Raw genomic sequence first — 17,219 nt, forward strand, 5'->3', positions numbered from 1 at the left:
CTCGCTCCGGAGCACCTGCCGGGTGCGGTACTGTCCTGGCCGTCGACCATGTGAGCGGTTGAGGGAGGGGCGTTGGGCACCGATCAGACTCTGCTGCACCGGTTCGTGATCTCGCAGTTGACGGCGATGGGGTTGGATCGAGCACGGCTGATCCGGGAATCCGGGGTGCCGAGCTGGACATTGACCGGTAATGGCGTGCACGTGCCCAGTGAAACCTTCTGGCGGCTATGGGAAGTCGGGGCGCGGGCGCTCGGGGATCCGGATGTGGCGCTGCGGGTGGCGAGCCGGTATGAGCTCAAGGCGACTCGGCTGTACGACTATCTGTTCACCAGTGCGCCGACGCTGCGCGCGGGATTGGCGACGTGCGGGCCGTATGTCAGTGCTGTCACCACCAATCACCGGTTCGACCTGGTGGAGGGTGACGGCGGTCCGGCGTTGCGGCTCGATATGGTCGACGGTGGTGACGCGACGCGGGACTACACCCAGCTGTGGGGTTTGACCGCGGTGCTGACCCGAGCGCGCCGTGTTGTCGACGCCCCGCTGGATCCGATTCGGGTCTCGCTGCGCCGCCCCGCGCCGCGCCGAATCGAGGTGTACCGCGAGGTATTCGGTTCCGCCATCATCGAATTCGGTGCGGACACCGATGCCATGACATTCCGCGCGTCCGATCTGGATATGCCGCTCACCAGTGCCGATCCGGTGCTCGCGGCCGTGCTGAAACCTTTGGCGGAGGCGCTGCCGCCGCCCCCGCCACTGGAATCGGCGTGGCCCGAACGGGTTGCGGTCGCGGTGGCCGAGGCACTCGACGCGGGCGATATCTCACTGGAACGGGTGGCGCGCAGTCTCGCGACAAGTCCGCGCACGCTACAACGCCGTCTCGCCGAAGCGGGTACGACCTGGCGACGGGAACTGGACCGGGCGCGCTCGGCCCGGCTGGCCGCGGCCTCGATCGGCGGGCCGGTGAGCCGAGGCAGACAGGCGCAGTTGCTCGGCTACTCCGATACCGCGTCCATGCGCCGGGCGGCCCTGCGCTGGGCGGTGGTCACCCGCTCGCATCCGAACGCGCCATGAGGGTTTCCGTCAAGCCTTCAGATAGCTCGCGGCGATATTCCAGAACAGCGACCGTTCCATTTCCGAGAAGTCCCAGCCTTCGGTGATCGCGTGCGAGGTGTCGACGATGCCCGGTACGTCGAAGTCATCCCGGGTCGCGGTGCCTTTGGCCTCCAACGCTTCGATCACATAGGCGGTGGCGCGTTCTCGGGAATGTTGCACGACGTCTCCTCACGGGCAGTTCGATGGGGATGTCCGCTCTGGATCAGATCGGCAGCCAAGGGCGTTCGGGATGTCGAACGCATACCCGCACCATGGGTGTGGTGCGGGTATCCAGTGTTGCCTCGTAGTCGCTGCCGGACCAGTGCGGAACGCGTCAGGATCGGGCAAACGCGCCAACCCGGTGGAATTCAGCCCGCGGCCCGCGCCACCAGCTCACCGATGCGAGCTTCGTCCTCGGCGGTCAGGGAAGTCAATGCGAAGGCCACCGGCCATACGGTGCCGTCATCGAGCCGCGCCGGATCGCTGAAACCGAGTGTGGCGTACCGGGACTTGAATTTCGCGGCGCACTGGAAATGCACCACGATCTTCCCGTCGCGGGCGTAGGCGGGCATGCCATACCAGAGCTTCGGGGTCAGCTCGGGGGCATTGGCCTTGACGATGGTGTGAATGCGCTCGCCCAGAACACGATCGGACTCGTCCATCTCGGCGATCTTGGCGAGCACATCGCGCTCACCATCGGCCTTGGCGTTCTTCGGATTGCGGCGCGCGGTCGTCTTCAGTTCCTGCGCATGGGCTTTCATGGCGGCGCGCTCTTCGGCGGAGAAGGAGACGGCGGACTTGGTGCTGGTGGTCATGTGCTTGTCCTTACGTGAATGAGGTGAAAGTTGCTGGTGCGAGCGGGTTTCAGCGATCCTGGATGAGGCCGAGCACATTGCCGTCGGTATCGACGAGGGTGGCGACCAGGCGGCCGCCGCCGACCTCATCGGCGGCCTGTCGCACGGTGGCTCCGGCCGCGGTCATGTCGGCGATCTTGGCCTCGATATCCGGGACGTGCCAGTAGGCGACGGGGTTGGTGAGCTGCTGCTTGCCGTTGTCCGGGACGAGGCCGATGTGCTGGCCTTCGGCGTCGAATCCGACGTAGTACGGGGAGTCGGTCTGCGGGGCGACACCCAGCAGGGCGGTGTAGACGGCCTTGGCGGCGGCCAGATCGGTGACGGGATGCAGTACGGTTTTGATGCCCTGCGTGGTGGTCATTTTCGCTCCTGACGTGGGGATTCTCGGTGCCGGTGTGGTGTGCTCCGGACGTGACTAAAGCTTCGCTCTCGGAGGGGGTGAGCCACATCCGTGCTCACCACGGAATCCACCACCGAGTGCCGTTTCGGTGCTCCGTACCGAGACGATCGAACAATCCGGGTGCGGCCCGGGTACGGCAGAATGGGGCGCATGGTTGCGACAGTGGACATCTCGGCGCGGGAAGCCGAGGTGCTCGCGCTGGTCGGTGAGCACCTCAGCAATGCGGAAATCGGCGCGCGACTGTTCATCTCGGTGCGGACGGTCGAAAGCCACGTCTCCTCACTGCTGCGCAAGCTCGAGGTAGCCGATCGGCGGGCGCTCGCCCAGCACGCCGCCCACTCCGCACCGGCCGATCGCCCGCAACCCGCCGCCGCCCCGGTGCTGCCGACCCCGCTGACCTCGTTCATCGGCCGCGCCGGGGAGCGAGCCGAACTCACCGAACTGTTGAAGTCCCAGCGCCAGGTGACCGCCGTGGGTCCGGGCGGCGTCGGCAAGACCCGGCTCGCGCTCACCGTCGCCGCCGAACTCGCCGATGAATTCCCGGACGGCGTGTGGTTCGTCGATCTGGTGCCCATCACCAGCCCGGATATCTGCGTGGTCGCCGGAACCGCCGCGCTCGCACTGGGACTCGGCGAACAGCCCGGCCGCGCCATGGACGAATCCGTACTGGCGGCGCTCGCCGATCGCAATGCCCTACTGGTGCTGGACAATTGCGAGCACGTGCGCGACGGGGTCGCGCCCTTCATCGAACGGCTGCTCGCGAGCTGCCCCGGCGTGACGGTGCTGGCCACCAGTCGCGCCCGGCTCATGGTGCCCTTCGAACGCGTCTACACCGTGCCGCCCATGTCGCTGGCGGGCGCGGGCGAATCCGATGCGGTCGAGTTGTTCATGGACCGCGCGGCGGCGGGCGGCTGGCCACCGAATCAGGCGTTGCGCGAACAGGTTTCCGCGTTCGTCGAGCGCCTGGACGGTGTGGCGCTCGCCATCGAATTGGCCGCCGCGCGCTGGACCACGCTCGGCCTGGACGGTCTCGGCGAGGGTCTGTCGGACCAGCTGCGCATGCTCGCGGGCGGCGCGCGCGCCGATGACCGGCATCGCTCGGTGCGCGCGGCTCTGGATTGGAGTCATGCGCTGCTCGAGCCCGGAGACCGAGTCCTGTTGCGCCGCATAGCGGTCTTCATGAAGTCGTTCACCATCGCGGCGGCCGCACAGGTCACCGGATCCGAGAAGGGTTCGGTCGCAACCGGATTGGCGCGTCTGGTGGAGCAGAGCCTGCTCATGGTCACCCCGACCGCCACCGGCACCGAATACCGCGCGCTGGAGACCATCCGTCAGTACGGCATGGAACAGCTCACCGACGCGAGCGAACTCGATGACGCCCGCGCCCGCCACCTCGCCTGGTGCCTCACCGAGGCCACCAACCTGACTGTGGCGCAACCCGATTGGCGTCCTCGCTTCGACGCGGCGGCCGATGACCTGCGAGTGGCCCTGGCCTGGGTCTGTGAACAGCCCGACCGGCGCGCCGACGCCTACCGCCTGACCCGCGACTTCGCGAACCTCGCCTTCACCCGGCACCTCACCGGCGAATCCCAATGGCGCTACGAACAAGCCGCCGCCTTCGCCGACAACCCGGCCGACACGGCCGCCCTCCTCCGCCAAGCCGCCGCGGCCGCGGGTTGCCAACTCAGCGGCGACAATATGTACCGCCTGCACCGCGCCGCCGCCGTGGCCGCCCAGCAGGCGGACGACCCCGCCGGTGCCGCCGCCGACCTGGCTACCGCCGCCACCAGCGCCTACCGCTTCTGGAATACCTTCCAGCAGCACCCGCCACGCGATGAACTGACCGCTTTGATCGCCGAGGCGCGAAACCTCGCCTCCGGCAATGCATCCGCCCAAGCTGCCATCGCTCTTGCCGAGGCCGCAGTCCTCGCCAACGCCTTCGGCGCACCGGATGCACTGCCCGGCAGTACTTCCGGAGTATCCGACGCGAACGGGCACGGTACGCACGGTTCGCGAATCCCACCGGTGGCACCCGCATCGTCTCACTCCATTCCGGAGGTGCTGCGGCACGCCGAGCGGGCAGTCGAATTCGCGCACCGTACCGGCGATCCGCTGGCTGAATCCGCGGCACTGGACGCGCTCACCGGCGCGCAGGGCCGGGTCGGTGACGCGCTGGCGGCATCGGCCACGGCACGTCGCCGGGTCGCGTTGCTGGCGTCCGCGCCGACGACGCCGGACGGTACGCACGAGTTGATCGAGGCGCTCGGCCAGGCCGCCGAAGCCGGTGTGGGCGTGGGAGATCTGCGCGGTGCGCGCCGGGCGGCCCGCCGCCTGGCCGATCATCCGATGCTGGCCGAGGTGGGGCACCGGGCCACCGGCCGCCTATTGGTGGTGGATGCGCTGGCGGGCAATGTCGAAGATGTGCTCACCCGCAGTGTCCGGTTCCTGGAAGCGTGGCAGCGCGAAGGCTCGCCGAGCGCCCCCGGCCTCGGTGCGGCCGCGACGGGCGTGGCGATGATTCACGGCCTGCGCGGTGACGACGCCGCCCGCGCGGAATGGCAGGCGGTATCGGACCGGCTGGGTGCCGCACCTGGTGACGGCGACCGCGCGGAATGGCAGGCGGTATCGGACCGGCTGGGTGCCGCACCTGGTGACGGCGACCGCGCGGTTTTCAGCACGCTCCGGCTGCTGCACCACGGCCGGATCGATGAGGCGTTCGATCACGTGGACGCGGCACCCGCCGACCTGTGGCGGGATTCCCCATCCCCCTGGCTGCACTGGTACGTGGCCCTGCGCGCCGAAACCTTTGCCCTCGACGGTGATCCGGCCGCGACCGACCGCATAGCCGAGGCCCGGGCCGTCGTGGCGGGCAATCCGATCGCCACCGCCCTGGTCGACCGCGCCGAAGCCATCCTGGCCCGAGATCCGGATCGAATTCTGGCCACGGTCACCGTATTCGACACCGCCGAGTGCCGATACCAGTCCGCCCGAACCAAAGTACTCGCCGGTGGCGACCACGCGGCACAGGGCGAGGCCGCCCTCGCGGCGCTCGGCCTCGCCCCAATGGCCGCATCGCGATAATCAAACGGACAGGGCCGCCGTCAGTTTGGCGAGGAACCGTTCGAAATGCGGATCGGCCGCAGGCAATTCCGGCGCGTCCAGGGGAAACCAGCGCTGATCGGCGAATTCGGCCGGGTCCAAAGCGTATTCGCGATCGCGGCTGCCCCGGATGACGTACCAGAGCGATACGTCCTCGTGGCTGAGCCCGATTCCGACGGTTGTCGTGATCGTCAGGAACAGCGGTGCGTCGCCGATGACGGTGAAGTCCGCCTCGATGGCGATCTCTTCGACGGTCTCGCGGCGTGCCGTGGCCAGCGGGTGCTCGCCCGGATCGACATGGCCGCCCGTCGGCAGCCAGAGTCCCGCTTTGCGGTGCAGGCCCAGCAACACCGCACGGGAGCCCGGATCGACCAGCACCACATAGCTGACCAGATGTCGCGGCGGCGTGGCCGGTTTGACTCTGCGGAAGATGTCATCGGATTCGGACAACCAGCGCAGGGTTTCGGCGATATGCCCGCGTTCCAGGGCATCCCAGGGGGTCAGAGTGCGCACGATATCGGCGACAGCGGCCGTGGCGGCTTGCATGTCCGGGACCCTAATCTCCGGCACCGACAGTCGATTGGGAGAGTGTGGTCATGAAGGTGCTGGTTACCGGGGCGGCGGGGTACGTCGGGCGAGCAGTGGTCCAGGCGCTGCATGCGAGGGGGCATGAGCCGGTGGCCATGGTGCGGCCGGGCGCGCGGGTCGAGATCGCCGATGCGGCCGAGGTCCGGATGGCCGAACTACTGGATGCCGATGGATTGCGGCGCGCGGTGTCCGGGATGGACGCCGTGTGCCACCTGGCAGGGTTGGGACGTGCACGAGAATCGGTGACGGATCCACTGCCGTATTTCCGGGTGAACACCGGCGGGACGGTGGCACTGGTCGAGGCGATGGCAGCGGAAGGTGTACCGCGCATCGTATTCGCTTCCACCGGAGCGATTTACGGCTCACCGGAAATGCAGCCGATGGGGGAGCACACCCCGGACGCGCCGCCGCATCCCTACGCGGCCAGCAAGCTGGCGGCCGAATTCGCCGTGGAAGCACAAGCTCGGACAGGTGCGCTGGGCGCGGTGGTGGTCAGATTGCTGAATGTTGCCGGAGGAGCCGATCCGGAAGCCACCCGGTTGATCCCCCGAGTGCTGGCCGCGGCACGCGACGGAGAGGTATTGCGTATCAACGGCGATGGCGGCGCGGTGCGCGATTACCTGCACATCGCGGACGCGGCCGCAGCCTTCGCGGCCTGCGTCGAGCACTGCCCCGCACCGGGCGCCGGCACCCGCTACAACATCGGCAGCGGTTGCGGCACAAGCATTCTCGATGTGATGGCGGCGGTCGAACGAGTCACCGGACGCACGGTGGCCCGGGTGCACGGTCCGGCCGCCGCCGAACCGCCGACCCTGATCGGCGATCCCGCCAAGGCGATCGCCGAACTCGGCTGGCGGCCGCGGCATTCCGATATCGACGAGATCGTCGCCGCCACCTGGCAGGCGGGGTCGGCGCGTTAGCGCGTCCTCGCCCGGCCGCTACGCCGGAGCGGCGGAAGGGAATCCGTCGGTCGGCAGCCATTCCACCACGCGCGTGCCGTCCACCAGATTCGAGACCTGGAACGGATCCTCGGCGAGCAGCTTGCCCACGGTCTCGGCGGAATCGGCGTCGAAGATGAGCAGTGCGCCGGACCCGTCCGGGTACGGGCCGCGCGCCAGCAGGGTGCCCTGCTTCGCGAGCCCGGCGAGGTACTCGCGGTGCACGGGACGGATCTCATCGCGACCGGGAACGGTCGCCTCGGAGTAGGTGTAGTGGACGGCGAAGATCGGCACGGTATCCGCTTTCTGGTCGAATGGGCTTCGAAGAAGCTAGAGCGTCAACAGCATTCGGGTATTCCCGAGGGTATTGGGCTTCACATAGCTCAGGTCGAGGAATTCGGCGACGCCGGTGTCGTAGGACCGGCACATCTCGGCGTACACCTCGGCGGTGACGGGCGTGCCCTCGATCTCCACGAATCCGTGCCGCGCGAAGAAGTCCACCTCGAAGGTCAGCACGAACACCCGCCCGAGCGAGAGCTCGCGCGCCACGGTGATGAGCTGCTGCACCAGCAGATGCCCGGCCCCGGTCCCCTTGATCTCCGGGTGCACCGCGACCGTGCGGATCTCACCGAGGTCCGCCCACAGCACATGCAGCGCCCCGCAGCCCACGAGTTCCCCGTCGCGTTCGGCGACCCAGAATTCCTGGATCGACTCGTACAGCGTGACCAGGTTCTTCTCCAGCAGGATCTTGCCGGCGTAGAAATCGATGAGGCGTTTTATCGAGGGCACATCAGAGGTTCGGGCACGACGGATGATCGGCGCCGTGGCCGTCATACCGTCTACCGAACCGCTGTGGGGTGCCCGTGTTGTCATGGGGTGCACAGTAGTCGGCCCCGGTACCGATAGGCTTGGGGTGTGTCGCACATCCAGCCTCCCCTCATACCGGAATGGTCCGGGAACCATGGCCGGTGTCGCGGCTGTTGGGGGCGCTGGTGACCGTGCAGCGTGATGAGGTGGAAGGTCGCTGGGCAGATGCCGGTCCGGCGCGATCGGGTTTCGCCCCCGCGACCCCGGGTGTGGTGGAACCGGCGGCCGTGCCGCTGATGAATATCGCCAATGTGCTGACCGTGCTGCGCATCGCGATCGTGCCGCTGTTCCTGGCCGCGTTGTTCGCGGGCGACGGTCATGATCCGCAGTGGCGCTGGGGTGCGGCGGCGCTGTTCGGCATCGCGGCGATCACCGATCGCATCGACGGTCAGCTGGCCCGGAAGTACGGCCTGGTCACCGACTTCGGCAAACTCGCCGATCCGATCGCGGACAAGGCGCTGATCGGCGCCGCGCTGATCGGCCTGTCCATGCTGGGCGATCTGCCGTGGTGGATGACGATCGTGATCGTGGCCCGTGAACTCGGCGTGACCCTGCTGCGCCTGGCGGTGGTGCGGCGCGGGGTGATCCCCGCGGGCCGGGGCGGCAAACTCAAGACCCTGGTGCAGTCGGTGGCGATTGCGGTGCTATTGCTGCCGCTTTCCGGCGGATTCGCCAGTGCCGGAATGGCATTGATGTACGTGGCCGTGGTGCTCACCGTGGTGACCGGTCTCGACTACGTGGTGCAGGCGGGCAGGCTGTGGTTCGGTTCGCCCGGCGGCAGCCGTGCCGCCTGAGCTCGACTCGACCCAAACCCCCGGATCATCCGATCCACTCACCTCGCTCGTGCCCGCCGCGGAACTCGTCCACGCGCTGAAAGGCGCAGGTCAGACGGTAGCCACCGCGGAATCCCTGACCGCGGGCCTGCTCGCCGCGACCATCGCGGGAATTCCCGGCGCGAGTGCCGTGTTGCGGGGTGGACTGATCGTCTACGCCACCGAGCTCAAGCACGATTTGGCCGGTGTGAGCGCGGACACCCTCGCTACCGACGGCCCGGTCGCCGCGAGCACCGCCGAACAGCTTGCTGTCGGGGCGCGGAGGACATGCGGAGCGGACTGGGGAATCGGCCTGACCGGTGTCGCCGGACCCGATCCACAGGACGGCCGCGAGGTCGGAACCGTGTTCCTCGGCATCGCCGGTGTCCAGGGCACGGAGGTCATCCGGTTGAAACTGTCGGGAGACCGGTGGACGATCAGGGTGGGCGCGGTCCGCGCCGCGGTCGCCGAACTCGTCCGTACTGTTCGAGGCGGGTGAAGCTTCCGGGAACGCGAGACCGACGCCGGACGTTGTCCAGTCAAACGCTGGGTCCGGCGAGACGAGTGTGAGGAGAACGGGATGACGCTGCTGCGAGAAGCGATCGGGGAGAGTCTGCGGCGCGCTCGGGTCGCCCAGAGCCGGACGCTGCGTGAGGTCTCGACCTCGGCACGAGTGAGCCTGGGTTATCTATCGGAGGTCGAACGGGGCCGCAAGGAGGCGTCGAGCGAACTGCTCGCCGCCATCTGCCAGGCCCTGGACGTGCCGCTGGCGCAGGTCCTCGTCGATGTCGGCGCGGCCATGGCCGATGCCGATCGGCTGGCCGCGAAAAAGGCCGTGGCCACGGCGAACGCCTCGCTGGCCCCGGCCGGTGCGGGAGTACGGCCCAGGGGTGGGGACGGCGATGTGGCACGGGCCGGCGATGCCGGTTTCGGGCCGCGGATCGTCATTCCGGCCCCCAAATCGGATCGCCTGGTTCTGGTCGCGGCCAAGTGATCGCCCGCTGCGCGCATGTGATTACGGTGTCGAGCACACCGTGATTACTGTGCGTGGCAGCCGAAAGGGATAAATTCTCTGTAGGCTTCGTGCCGGAGGCGCCGTGCCAGGTACGGGTTTTCCGGCCGCTGCCGCGCAGTGGAGGATATGGGACAACCGGGTGCGTGACGGTCGCGCACTATGTCGCGCGAAGGCGCGCGGCACGTCAGATGGAGGCGGGATCAATCGATGGCTAATCCGTTCGTGAAGGCCTGGAAATACATGATGGCCCTCTTCGATTCCAAGATCGAAGAGCATGCGGATCCGAAGGTCCAGATCCAGCAGGCCATCGAGGAGGCCCAGCGGCAGCACCAGGCGCTGTCGCAGCAGGCGGCGTCGGTGATCGGCAACCAGCGTCAGCTGGAGATGAAGCTGAACCGTTCGCTCGACGAGGTCGAGAAGCTCAATGCCAATGCGCGCCAGGCGGTCATGCTGGCCGATCAGGCCGCCGGTGCGGGCGACACCGAGAAGGCGATCCAATACACCAATGCGGCTGAGGCTTTCGCCGCCCAGCTGGTCACCGCCGAACAGGCCGTCGAGGACCTGAAGGTGCTGCACGACCAGTCGCTGCAGGCCGCCGCTCAGGCCAAGAAGGCCGTCGAGCAGAACGCCATGCTGTTGCAGCAGAAGGTCGCCGAGCGCACCAAGCTGCTGTCCCAGCTGGAGCAGGCCAAGATGCAGGAGCAGGTTTCGGCCTCGCTGCAGCAGATGGACTCCACCCTGTCCGCCCCCGGCACCACCCCCAGCCTGGACGCGGTGCGCGAGAAGATCGAGCGCCGCTACGCCAATGCCCTCGGCGCGGCCGAGCTGGCCCAGAACACGGTGCAGGGTCGCATGATGGAGGTCCAGCAGGCCAGCATCCAGATGGCAGGCCACTCCCGCCTCGAGCAGATCCGCGCCTCCATGCGCGGCGACGCCCTGCCCGCCGGCGGTAACAACCAGCAGGCCGCCGTCCCGAATCCCGCGGCCACGCCGCAGATCAACACCAACAAGGGCCAGGCCGCCCAGCAGTAATTCGAGCGGTAGCGAAAGGCATTACACCGATGGGGAGATCGCGGGCGGACAACACCCCCGCGACCTCCCCTGCCCGTTTCCGCCGTAAATCCCGCCCCGCGGACCCCACCGTCCCCCTCCCCGGCTTCCCTTCCCCCTTCGGTCAACCCGCCCCGGATCCCGCATCCGCCAACGACTTCCACCCCCGGCCTCCGAATACGCAGGGGTGGCAGGTGGATCCGCAGTCGGATCAGACCACGGCAAGGCACTCCACCAAGCCGCTGCACCGCCCCGAAACAGGCTCCCCGATACCCGATTCCGTGCCGCCCACCGCTCGGACTCGCGCGTACGGAACCGGTGACTACCCCGAATTCCGGCCCGAATCAGGCTCGGGCGGGGCCGATTCGGCACCGACCCCCGGTTCCTCGGAATCCTCGGGCCGTACGGCGCGAGCGGATTCCGATACCGGTGCGCGCACTTCCCGGAAGCGGTTCGCACGGCCCGGAGCGCGCACGCCCGAACCGACTGTTCCCGAGGCGGCATCGGAGCCACGGGTGGCCTGGGTGCCACCGGGGCCGGATGCGCAGGCGCAGTTCGGGTTCGGTGGCGCCGGGGCGACATTCGATCAGAGCCGTTCGGCCGCCGCGCCGCCCGATCCGGCACCGGAGACTTCCGGCCGCAAGCGCGGCCGGGCCGCTCGGGTGGCGCGGGAGATGTTGGCGCCCACCGGGGTTGGGCCCGAGGAGTTGGCGCAGCGGCTGCCGGATACTTTGCGCGGGGTGGGGGAGCAGGCGCTGGTTGCCGTGCGCAAGTGGGCTGATCCGCGCGAGCGGGAGTTGCGTAAGCGGCGGCGGACGCGGCGACGGAGTTTGCGGTTGGGGACCGCGGGCGGGTTGACCACCGCGGGAACCGTTGGGCTGGTGCTCATCTCGGCTCCCGCGTGGGCGGTGATCGTGGTCGGTGGTGGCGCGGTGGCGCTGGTCACCGGAACCGCTGTCACGGCCAAGCGGTATCTGCAATTGCGCAAGGAGCCGCTGCCGCAGGCGGCGTTCGCACCGCGCAAGCTGCCGCCGATCCGGTCGGCGGCGCGGGCGTCGATTTCGCGACTCGTGCGCGCCGAGCGGGCCCTGCACGGGTTGAGCGCGCAGATCGAACGATCGGGCCGGTTACCGGCCGAAGACCTCAGCGACACTTTGGAAACGGCGTCCTCGGGCGCTGCCGCGCTGCACGCCCTGGCCGCCGATATGGTCGCCATGGAGCAGGCCGCGAATGTGCTCGGCCCGCGCAATTCGCCTCTCGCGGAACATGTCCAGGCCATCACCATCCGCTTGGACGGCGGTGTGGCCGAATTCGAGGGCATGGTCGCCGCCGCCGCGCGCGTGCTCGCCGTCCCGGAGAGCGCCGCGATCACCGATGACCTCGGCTGGGCCATGGTCGGCCTCCGCGATGCCGCCGACCGCCTCGACGGCTGGGCACAGGCCCTGACCGACCTGGCCGACGATCGCTATCGCGCGAACCCCTAGACCGGCCGAGCGCCTCACCTGCGACTGTTGTCCGGTGGCCCGCCTTCACGCGCGGGAAGTCCGGGTCCGTGCCCGGGGCGTACCCTCGGGGACAACCCTGAACTTTCCCCGATATTGCTGCTGACCTGGTGATTTTCCATTCCGGGCACTGCAGTATTGAGGCATCGGATCGCGCTGATCGCGGTTCGGGAACTACGGGAGGCACGGAATGCTTTGGAAGATCATCGGCATAGTCGCGGTTGTCTGGATCGCGCTCGCCATCATCGGCGCGTTGATCAAGGGGCTGTTCCCGATCCTCATGATCAGCCTGGTCGTTTTCGGTCTGTACCTGGTGTACAAGGCGATGTCGGGCTCGAACAAGAACCCGATGAGCAAGCTGTAGCGGTATCGGAACCCCGCGGGTGGGCCGTTCGGAGACACTCCGAACGGCCCACAGCCATATCCGGACCCATCCGGTATCGCCGAATGGGAATCGGTCGCGCGGGCGGTACGTTGTCCGCGCTATGGCTGCTACTGCGATCGTCGCCACCAATTACGGTGGTCCCGAGGTTCTCGCTCCGCTCGAGGTGGAGCTGCCCGATCCCGGTCCGGGCGAGGTGACCGTCGAGGTCCGCGCCGCCGGGGTGAATCCCTTCGATTACAAGCGCTACAGCGGTGCGTTCGGCACCGATCCGGCCGCGCTGCCGATCCGGCTGGGGCTGGAGTCGGCGGGTGTGGTGACCGCCGTCGGCCCGGACGCGATCGGCCCGGCCGGTCCGGTCGCCGTGGGTGAAGAGGTGATCGTGCGCGGCGGCGCGTACGCCACCGCGCTCACCGTGCCCGCAGCGACGGTGGTGCCCAAACCCGCCGAGGTGTCCTGGGAGGTGGCCGCCGGACTGCTGGCGGTCGGCGGCACCGCGGTACATCTGGTGACCGCGACCGGTGTCGACGCCGGTGACACTGTGCTGGTGCACGGTGCGGCGGGCAGTGTGGGCGCGCTGGCCGCACAGCTCGCGGTGGCGCGCGGCGCGCGCGTGATCGGTACGGCCGCACCCGCGCGGCATGAGCGGCTGCGGGCCTACGGCATCGAACCCGTCGAGTACGGTCCCGGATTGGCCGAGCGGGTAAAGGCTTTGGCCCCGCAGGGCGTGGACGTCGCGATCGACACCGTGGGAACCGATGAGGCGGTGGATGTTTCGCTGGAGCTGGTCCCGAATCGGCAGCGCATCGCCTCGATCGTGGCCTTCGGGCGAGCGGCTCAGGATGGTTTCCAGGTGCTCGGCGGCGGTCCGGGCGCGGATCCGGGCACCGAGATTCGCGGTGCGGCCTGGCGGGAACTGCTGCCGCTGGTGGCCTCCGGGAAACTGGATCTGCCGATCGCCAAGACCTATCCGCTGACCGAGGCCGCCGCCGCGCACGAGTTCGTCCTTGACGGCCATGCGGGCGGAAAGGTTGTTTTGCTGCCCTGATTTCGGCGAATCGTCCCGTCTGGGTGATCCCCTTCGCATATGTTGTTGCCCACAACATATCGGTGTGCGGCCACAATCCGGTGGCCGCCGCTCGAAAGGGTCACCCTGATGAGGACGAAGAACTCGCCGAAGCGCCGCCTGCGGTCCGCGACCGTTGCCATGGCCGTGGCGCTAACGGGTCTGCTCACGCTCACCGCGTGCGGATCCAACTCCACCAGCAGCACCGAATCCTCCTCCGCCCCTTCGGGTGGCGGCGGCAATGGCACGGTCGGGGTCATCCTCCCCGAGACCGCGACCTCGGCGCGCTGGGAATCATTCGACAAGCCGATGCTCCAGCAGGCCCTGCGCGCACAGGGATTCGACGCCGACGTGCAGAACGCCCAGGGTGATGTGCAGAAGTTCACCACCCTCGCCGACGGCATGATCGCCAAGGGCGTCAAGGTGCTCATCGTCGCCTCGATCAACAGCGAGGTCGGCAGCGCGGTCGCCGCCAAGGCCAAGAAGGCCGGAATCCCGACCATCGATTACGACCGCCTCAATCTGGGCGGATCCTCGGACTACTACGTCTCCTTCGACAATGTGCGCGTCGGCGAACTCCAGGGCCAGGCCCTGATCACCGCGCTCAAGGACAAGCCGGGCGCACAGGTCGTCGAGATCGAGGGCGCGCCCACCGATAACAACGCCACCCTGTTCCATCAGGGTCAGCTCAAAGCCCTTCAGCCGCTTTATGATTCGGGCGTATTGAAGCTGGTGCGCAGCCAGGCCATCGACGGCTGGGATAACCAGAAGGGCGGCAGCACCTTCGAGCAGATCCTCACCGGCAACGGCGGCAAGGTCGACGGCGTGGTCGCCGCCAATGACGGCCTCGCGGGCGCGGTCATCACCGTGCTGAAGAAGAACGGTCTCAATGGCAAGGTCCCGGTGACCGGCCAGGACGCCACCGCCGACGGCCTCAAGGCCGTGCTGCGCGGCGATCAGTACATGACGGTCTTCAAGCCCATCAAGGATGAGGCCGAATCCGCCGCGAAACTCGCCGTGGCACTGGCCAAGGGTGATAAAGCCGCAGCGGATGCGCTGGCGACGGCCGTGAGCCAGGATCCCAAGGGCAAGCGGGATGTGAAATCGGTACTGCTGACCCCGCAGACGATCACCCGCGCGGACGTCAAAGTGGTGACCGACGCCGGATTCGTCAAGGCGAGCGATATCTGCGGTGGCGATCTCAAGGCCGCCTGCACCGAACTCGGCATTTCCTGACGCCGTCGTAACTAGCCGGAGAACTATGTGATGAGCGAGCCGCTGCTCCAGATCACCGGACTGAACAAGAGTTTCGGCCCGGTGCACGTACTGCACGATGTGGATCTGACCGTGCCTGCCGGCGAGGTCACTGCCCTGGTCGGCGATAACGGCGCGGGCAAGACCACATTGGTGAAATGCGTTGCCGGAATACATCCTTCGGACTCCGGCGAGGTGCGATTCCGGGGTGAGCCCGCACACCTGCGCGGGCCCAAGGACGCGGCGGCGCTCGGTATCGAGGTGGTCTACCAGGACCTGGCCCTGGCCGACAATCTCGACATCGTGGCCAATATGTTCCTCGGCCGCGAACGCGGGAAACCGTGGCTGCTGGACGAGGCGAGCATGGAGGAGGCGGCGCGCACCACGCTGGCCTCCCTCGGGGTGCGGACGGTGAAATCCGTTCGCACACCGGTGGCTTCGCTCTCGGGCGGGCAACGGCAGACCGTGGCCATCGCCAAAGCGGTGCTCTGGAACAGCAATCTGGTGCTGCTGGACGAACCCACCGCGGCGCTCGGCGTGGCGCAGACCCGGCAGGTGCTGGATCTGGTGCGGCGCTTGGCCGAACAGGGTCTGGGCGTGGTGCTGATCAGCCACAACCTGGCCGATGTCTTCGAGGTCGCGGACCGCATCGCGGTGCTGTACCTGGGCCGGATGGCGGCCCAGGTACGCACCGCCGATGTCACGCACAGTCAGGTGGTGGAGTTGATCACCGCCGGTCGCTCGGGTGAGCTCGGGCTGGCCCGTCCGGAAGCGGTGGCGTTGTGAGCGAGAAAGCTGTTGACATGAACAAGGTTTCGGAGAAATCCGATACCGCCGCGATCACCGATTTCGGGATCGACACCACCACCAGATCCACCCGAGAGGCGCTGGGAGAGTATCTCGCCCGTTTGAGGGGAGGCGAGATCGGTTCGCTCCCGGCCCTTTTGGGGCTGCTCGCACTGGTGGTGCTGTTCTCGGTGCAGTCCGATGTGTTCTTCTCGCTCAACAACATCGCCAATCTGCTCGCGCAGGGCGCGGGGCAGACGATCATCGCGATCGGCATCGTCTATGTGCTGCTGATCGGGGAGATCGACCTGTCGGCGGGTACCGCGTCCGGGGTGGCGGGCGCGGTGCTGGCCATGCATTACGTGCACGACGGGAACCTGCTCACCGGCATGGGTTCCACCGTGTTCTTCCTCTTCAACGGCCTGCTGGTGCTGGCGGCGATTCTGGCCGGGCTGCTGCGCATTTGGCCGGGCGTGGCCATGTCGCTGCTCGGTGTGCTGATCACCGTCATCGGCTTCAAGGCCAATCCGTGGATCGAGATGCTGCTCGCGGTGTGCGTGGGCGCGGCCATCGGCTGCATCACCGGATTCCTGATCGCCAAGATCGGCATGCCGTCGTTCGTGGTGACTCTGGCGCTGTTCCTGACCTGGCAGGGCGTGATCCTGCAATTGATCGGTGAGGGCGGCGTCCTGGGCATCAGCTCCTCGCATGTGCTCGATCAGGTGGCGAACGGGAATCTGTCCACCGCCGGCAGTTGGGCACTGTTCGTGGTGGGCGCGGGCGGATACGCGGTGGTCACCCTCGGCGGGCATCTGCGGCGGCGGCAACGCGGCCTGGTGACCCAGCCGACGCCGCTGGTCGCCGCGAAAGTATCGGCGCTCACCGTATTGGCGGCCGTGGCGACCGCGCTGCTGACCGTGAATCGTTCGCCGAGCAATTTGATCGTCATCTCCGGTGTGCCGTATGTGGTTCCGATCGTGCTGGCGCTGTTGGTCGCGGGCACCTTCGTGCTCAATCGGACTCGATACGGTCGCCACATCTATGCCGTCGGCGGTAACGCCGAAGCCGCGCGCCGCGCGGGCATCAACGTAACCCAGTTGCGCGCAAGCGTTTTCGTCATCTCCTCGTCCTGTGCGGCGGTGGGCGCGATCGTCTACTCGTCCAAGGTCGGTTCGGTCGATCCGCAGGCGGGCGGGCTCAACACCCTGCTGTTCGCCGTCGGCGCGGCCGTGATCGGCGGCACCTCGCTGTTCGGCGGCCGCGGCCGGGTGGCCGATGCCGTGATCGGTGGTGCGGTGCTGGCGGTCGTATCCAACGGTCTGGGTCTGCTGCAACAGCCGGCGGCGGTGGTCTCCATCGTCACCGGTCTGGTGCTGCTGCTCGCCGCGACCGTCGACGCGCTGTCCCGGCGGCGCTCGGCGACGGCGCAGCGATGAGGCCGCGCAATTCGCTCGCAGCCACGCTCAACGTGGCTGCGGGTGGCGCGAATTCGCGCGGCGTTGCGCGGAACACGC

General features: G+C 68.0%; 19 protein-coding genes. 13 read left to right on the forward strand and 6 right to left on the reverse strand.

Features of this window, described 5'->3' with window-relative positions; all coding sequences use genetic code 11:
* Window positions 1–72 precede the first annotated feature (72 nt).
* Complete coding sequence (locus tag ACFC4D_RS30510) at window positions 73–1,071, forward strand: AraC family transcriptional regulator (RefSeq protein WP_376068420.1); 999 nt, start codon at window positions 73–75, stop codon at window positions 1,069–1,071.
* Window positions 1,072–1,080: 9 nt separating this feature from the next.
* Here ACFC4D_RS30510 and ACFC4D_RS30515 read toward each other — a convergent pair whose 3' ends face one another.
* The 3 genes from ACFC4D_RS30515 to ACFC4D_RS30525 form a co-directional block, all read right to left on the reverse strand.
* Complete coding sequence (locus tag ACFC4D_RS30515; RefSeq protein WP_375954374.1) at window positions 1,081–1,272, reverse strand: hypothetical protein; 192 nt, start codon at window positions 1,270–1,272, stop codon at window positions 1,081–1,083.
* A 188-nt stretch (window positions 1,273–1,460) separates the two neighbouring features.
* The gene (locus ACFC4D_RS30520) at window positions 1,461–1,907 is read right to left on the reverse strand and encodes an iron chaperone (RefSeq protein WP_376068422.1); all 447 of its coding nucleotides are present in this window, start codon (window positions 1,905–1,907) and stop codon (window positions 1,461–1,463) included.
* Between the two features lie 49 nt (window positions 1,908–1,956).
* Window positions 1,957–2,307: a VOC family protein gene (locus ACFC4D_RS30525; protein WP_376068424.1), complete on the reverse strand. Its 351-nt coding sequence runs from the start codon at window positions 2,305–2,307 to the stop codon at window positions 1,957–1,959.
* Between the two features lie 189 nt (window positions 2,308–2,496).
* Here ACFC4D_RS30525 and ACFC4D_RS30530 point away from each other — a divergent pair, with 189 nt between their 5' ends.
* On the forward strand, window positions 2,497–5,427 hold the full coding sequence (locus ACFC4D_RS30530) for a LuxR C-terminal-related transcriptional regulator (RefSeq protein WP_376068426.1): 2,931 nt from the start codon (window positions 2,497–2,499) through the stop codon (window positions 5,425–5,427).
* Here ACFC4D_RS30530 and ACFC4D_RS30535 read toward each other — a convergent pair whose 3' ends face one another.
* Complete coding sequence (locus ACFC4D_RS30535; protein WP_376068427.1) at window positions 5,428–5,991, reverse strand: NUDIX hydrolase; 564 nt, start codon at window positions 5,989–5,991, stop codon at window positions 5,428–5,430. It lies immediately after the preceding gene.
* A 50-nt stretch (window positions 5,992–6,041) separates the two neighbouring features.
* Between ACFC4D_RS30535 and ACFC4D_RS30540 the strand changes: the two genes are divergently transcribed.
* Window positions 6,042–6,953, forward strand: coding sequence for an NAD-dependent epimerase/dehydratase family protein (locus ACFC4D_RS30540; protein WP_376068429.1), 912 nt, complete (start codon window positions 6,042–6,044; stop codon window positions 6,951–6,953).
* Window positions 6,954–6,971: 18 nt separating this feature from the next.
* Here ACFC4D_RS30540 and ACFC4D_RS30545 read toward each other — a convergent pair whose 3' ends face one another.
* Together ACFC4D_RS30545 and ACFC4D_RS30550 are read right to left on the reverse strand one after the other, a co-directional pair.
* On the reverse strand, window positions 6,972–7,265 hold the full coding sequence (locus ACFC4D_RS30545; RefSeq protein ID WP_364631160.1) for a YciI family protein: 294 nt from the start codon (window positions 7,263–7,265) through the stop codon (window positions 6,972–6,974).
* A 36-nt stretch (window positions 7,266–7,301) separates the two neighbouring features.
* The gene (locus ACFC4D_RS30550; RefSeq protein WP_364631163.1) at window positions 7,302–7,844 is read right to left on the reverse strand and encodes an amino-acid N-acetyltransferase; all 543 of its coding nucleotides are present in this window, start codon (window positions 7,842–7,844) and stop codon (window positions 7,302–7,304) included.
* Between the two features lie 119 nt (window positions 7,845–7,963).
* Between ACFC4D_RS30550 and pgsA the strand changes: the two genes are divergently transcribed.
* The 10 genes from pgsA (at window position 7,964) to ACFC4D_RS30600 (ending at window position 17,141) form a co-directional block, all read left to right on the forward strand.
* Complete coding sequence (gene pgsA / locus ACFC4D_RS30555; RefSeq protein ID WP_375955996.1) at window positions 7,964–8,632, forward strand: CDP-diacylglycerol--glycerol-3-phosphate 3-phosphatidyltransferase; 669 nt, start codon at window positions 7,964–7,966, stop codon at window positions 8,630–8,632.
* Window positions 8,622–9,149: a CinA family protein gene (locus ACFC4D_RS30560; protein ID WP_376068431.1), complete on the forward strand. Its 528-nt coding sequence runs from the start codon at window positions 8,622–8,624 to the stop codon at window positions 9,147–9,149. The genes pgsA and ACFC4D_RS30560 overlap by 11 nt, the downstream gene beginning before the upstream one ends.
* 81 nt (window positions 9,150–9,230) lie before the next feature.
* Window positions 9,231–9,644 carry a helix-turn-helix domain-containing protein gene (locus ACFC4D_RS30565; protein ID WP_375954359.1) on the forward strand — a complete coding sequence of 138 codons (414 nt, stop codon included), beginning with the start codon at window positions 9,231–9,233 and terminating at the stop codon, window positions 9,642–9,644.
* A 228-nt stretch (window positions 9,645–9,872) separates the two neighbouring features.
* The gene (locus ACFC4D_RS30570; RefSeq protein WP_364631172.1) at window positions 9,873–10,697 is read left to right on the forward strand and encodes a PspA/IM30 family protein; all 825 of its coding nucleotides are present in this window, start codon (window positions 9,873–9,875) and stop codon (window positions 10,695–10,697) included.
* Between the two features lie 29 nt (window positions 10,698–10,726).
* Window positions 10,727–12,199 (forward strand): hypothetical protein, encoded by a 1,473-nt coding sequence (locus tag ACFC4D_RS30575; RefSeq protein WP_376068432.1) that lies wholly within the window; start codon window positions 10,727–10,729, stop codon window positions 12,197–12,199.
* Window positions 12,200–12,407: 208 nt separating this feature from the next.
* A complete protein-coding gene (locus ACFC4D_RS30580) occupies window positions 12,408–12,581 on the forward strand; it encodes a hypothetical protein (RefSeq protein ID WP_364631178.1) in 174 nt (57 codons plus the stop codon).
* Window positions 12,582–12,702: 121 nt separating this feature from the next.
* Window positions 12,703–13,647: an NADP-dependent oxidoreductase gene (locus ACFC4D_RS30585; protein ID WP_376068434.1), complete on the forward strand. Its 945-nt coding sequence runs from the start codon at window positions 12,703–12,705 to the stop codon at window positions 13,645–13,647.
* Window positions 13,648–13,755: 108 nt separating this feature from the next.
* Window positions 13,756–14,901 carry a sugar ABC transporter substrate-binding protein gene (locus ACFC4D_RS30590; protein WP_375954353.1) on the forward strand — a complete coding sequence of 382 codons (1,146 nt, stop codon included), beginning with the start codon at window positions 13,756–13,758 and terminating at the stop codon, window positions 14,899–14,901.
* 30 nt (window positions 14,902–14,931) lie between these two features.
* Complete coding sequence (locus tag ACFC4D_RS30595) at window positions 14,932–15,705, forward strand: ATP-binding cassette domain-containing protein (protein WP_376068436.1); 774 nt, start codon at window positions 14,932–14,934, stop codon at window positions 15,703–15,705.
* A 17-nt stretch (window positions 15,706–15,722) separates the two neighbouring features.
* Window positions 15,723–17,141, forward strand: coding sequence for a sugar ABC transporter permease (locus tag ACFC4D_RS30600; protein WP_376068437.1), 1,419 nt, complete (start codon window positions 15,723–15,725; stop codon window positions 17,139–17,141).
* Window positions 17,142–17,219 lie beyond the last annotated feature (78 nt).

The organism is Nocardia sp. NPDC056000 (genome assembly GCF_042269265.1).
Classification (GTDB): Bacteria; Actinomycetota; Actinomycetes; order Mycobacteriales; family Mycobacteriaceae; genus Nocardia.

Bases quoted from the DNA above. Each gene is read 5' to 3' on its own strand.
- ACFC4D_RS30525 (WP_376068424.1), bottom strand. From the start codon at position 2,307: ATGACCACCACGCAGGGCATCAAAACCGTACTGCATCCCGTCACCGAT.
- ACFC4D_RS30575 (WP_376068432.1), top strand. From the start codon at position 10,727: ATGGGGAGATCGCGGGCGGACAACACCCCCGCGACCTCCCCTGCCCGT.
- ACFC4D_RS30530 (WP_376068426.1), top strand. From the start codon at position 2,497: ATGGTTGCGACAGTGGACATCTCGGCGCGGGAAGCCGAGGTGCTCGCG.
- ACFC4D_RS30535 (WP_376068427.1), bottom strand. From the start codon at position 5,991: ATGCAAGCCGCCACGGCCGCTGTCGCCGATATCGTGCGCACTCTGACC.
- ACFC4D_RS30570 (WP_364631172.1), top strand. From the start codon at position 9,873: ATGGCTAATCCGTTCGTGAAGGCCTGGAAATACATGATGGCCCTCTTC.
- ACFC4D_RS30600 (WP_376068437.1), top strand. From the start codon at position 15,723: ATGAACAAGGTTTCGGAGAAATCCGATACCGCCGCGATCACCGATTTC.
- ACFC4D_RS30540 (WP_376068429.1), top strand. From the start codon at position 6,042: ATGAAGGTGCTGGTTACCGGGGCGGCGGGGTACGTCGGGCGAGCAGTG.
- ACFC4D_RS30585 (WP_376068434.1), top strand. From the start codon at position 12,703: ATGGCTGCTACTGCGATCGTCGCCACCAATTACGGTGGTCCCGAGGTT.
- ACFC4D_RS30580 (WP_364631178.1), top strand. From the start codon at position 12,408: ATGCTTTGGAAGATCATCGGCATAGTCGCGGTTGTCTGGATCGCGCTC.
- ACFC4D_RS30550 (WP_364631163.1), bottom strand. From the start codon at position 7,844: ATGACAACACGGGCACCCCACAGCGGTTCGGTAGACGGTATGACGGCC.
- ACFC4D_RS30590 (WP_375954353.1), top strand. From the start codon at position 13,756: ATGAGGACGAAGAACTCGCCGAAGCGCCGCCTGCGGTCCGCGACCGTT.
- ACFC4D_RS30595 (WP_376068436.1), top strand. From the start codon at position 14,932: ATGAGCGAGCCGCTGCTCCAGATCACCGGACTGAACAAGAGTTTCGGC.
- ACFC4D_RS30565 (WP_375954359.1), top strand. From the start codon at position 9,231: ATGACGCTGCTGCGAGAAGCGATCGGGGAGAGTCTGCGGCGCGCTCGG.
- ACFC4D_RS30520 (WP_376068422.1), bottom strand. From the start codon at position 1,907: ATGACCACCAGCACCAAGTCCGCCGTCTCCTTCTCCGCCGAAGAGCGC.